This window comes from Aphanothece stagnina RSMan2012 (genome assembly GCF_046764815.1).
Taxonomy (GTDB): Bacteria; Cyanobacteriota; Cyanobacteriia; order PCC-6307; family Cyanobiaceae; genus NIES-981.
In genome coordinates this window covers 1-1,528 of sequence record NZ_JBKOUC010000064.1, presented here as the reverse complement: position 1 = coordinate 1,528, position 1,528 = coordinate 1, and the positions used below count along the sequence as shown (strand labels likewise).

The 1,528-nt window shown below is 72.0% G+C and carries 2 protein-coding genes; one reads left to right on the top strand and one right to left on the bottom strand.

The features are described 5' to 3' along the window. Positions 1-839, top strand: an 839-nt coding sequence (locus ACLNEE_RS16680) for an EcsC family protein (protein ID WP_412007425.1), incomplete at its 5' end; no start/stop codon positions are given. Here the strand turns inward: ACLNEE_RS16680 and lhgO are convergent. Then, on the bottom strand, positions 836-1,528 hold a 693-nt coding region (gene lhgO / locus ACLNEE_RS16675; RefSeq protein WP_412007424.1), incomplete at its 5' end, for an L-2-hydroxyglutarate oxidase. The two genes, ACLNEE_RS16680 and lhgO, sit on opposite strands and share 4 nt — an antisense overlap.

Here is a 1,528-nt window from a genome sequence, read left to right as displayed (position 1 = left end):
GCCCCCGCGCGCGGCGGCCCGGTCAGGAGGGGCATTGCGCGGCGCGCAGGATCGCCCATATTCAGGGGGACATGACCTTGGACGCCCCCCTTCCCGCCTTGGTCGGCCCTGATCCGGCTGCCGAGATCGCTGCGCTGGCGCGGCGGTGGCGGCGGGCGAACGGGCCAGTGATCAGCCTGGTGAACCGATTTGGCGGCGAGGTCGAACGGCGCATGGACGCGCTGCCACCCGCCTTGCGCAGGCGCGTCGAGACGGTGGTGGCCGAGGCGCTGCACCGCGGGTTCGACGTCGCACAGGCCGGGCGGCATGCGCCGGACGTGGGCCCGCGAGGCGCGCAGGCGCTGGCCGCGCTGACGGGTGCCTTGGGTGGGGCAGGGGGGCTGGCCACAGCGTTGGCCGAACTGCCGATCACGGTGACGGTGATCCTGCATGCGATCAGCCGCGCGGCCGAGCGGGCGGGGTTCGATCCGGCCGAACCCGCGATTCGGGCCGAATGTCTGCGCGTTCTGTCGGCGGGCAGCCCTGCCGCGCAGGATGACGGCGTGAACACTGCCTTCATCGGTGCGCGGCTGGCCTTGTCGGGTGCGGCGGTGCAGCGGTTGATTGCCACGGCAGCGCCGGGGCTGGCGGCGGTGCTGACACAGAAGCTGGCAGCCCAGACCGTGCCGGTGATCGGTGCCGTCACGGGGGCCACGCTGAACGCGGCCTATCTGGGATACTATCGCGAACTGGCCGAGATCCGTTTTGCCTTGTTGCGGCTGGCCGTCCAGCATGGCGCGGAATTCGTGCAGGCCGAGTTTGCCGCCGCCACCGCCCCGCCCCGCGTGACCCGCGCCTAAAGCGCCATCAGCCGGTCCACCACATACGCCCCGATCGGGATGGCCGAGGTCGCTGCAGGCGAGGGGGCGTTGCAGACATGCAGCGTGTTGCGCCCCTGCGCAAAGAGGAAATCGTCGATCAGCCGCCCGTCGGGCGCCACCGCCTGCGCCCGGATGCCGGGCCGCCACGGCGCCAGATCCGCCAGCTGCACCCGCGGGCAATAGCGCTGCACCTTGCGCAGATAGAGGCGCCGCGACAGCGACGCCGCCCCTTCGTCCAGAGCCGCGCGCGCATTGCGCGCGACCAGCCGCCAGAACCCGGGCCACAGCAGGCTGTCCGCCGCATCGCGCAGGTCGAACGCCGGGCGGTCATAGCCTTCGCGTGCCAGCGCCAGCACCGCATTGGGGCCGACGGTGAAGCCGCCCGACAGTTTCTTGGTCAGGTGTACGCCCAGAAAGGGGCGCGCGGGGTCGGGCACCGGGTAGATCAGCCGCGACACCAGATCGGCGGGCTGGTTCACGATGCGATAGTATTCACCGCGAAAGGGCACGACGCGGAAATCGGCATCCGCCCCGAAGGCCCGGGCCATGCGGTCGGCGTGCAGGCCGGCGCAGATCACGGCGCGCCCGGCCTCGATTGCACCTTGGGTCGTCTCGATCCGCACCGCGGCGCCGTCCGATCCGCCGGTGACGCGCGCGCCGGTCATCAG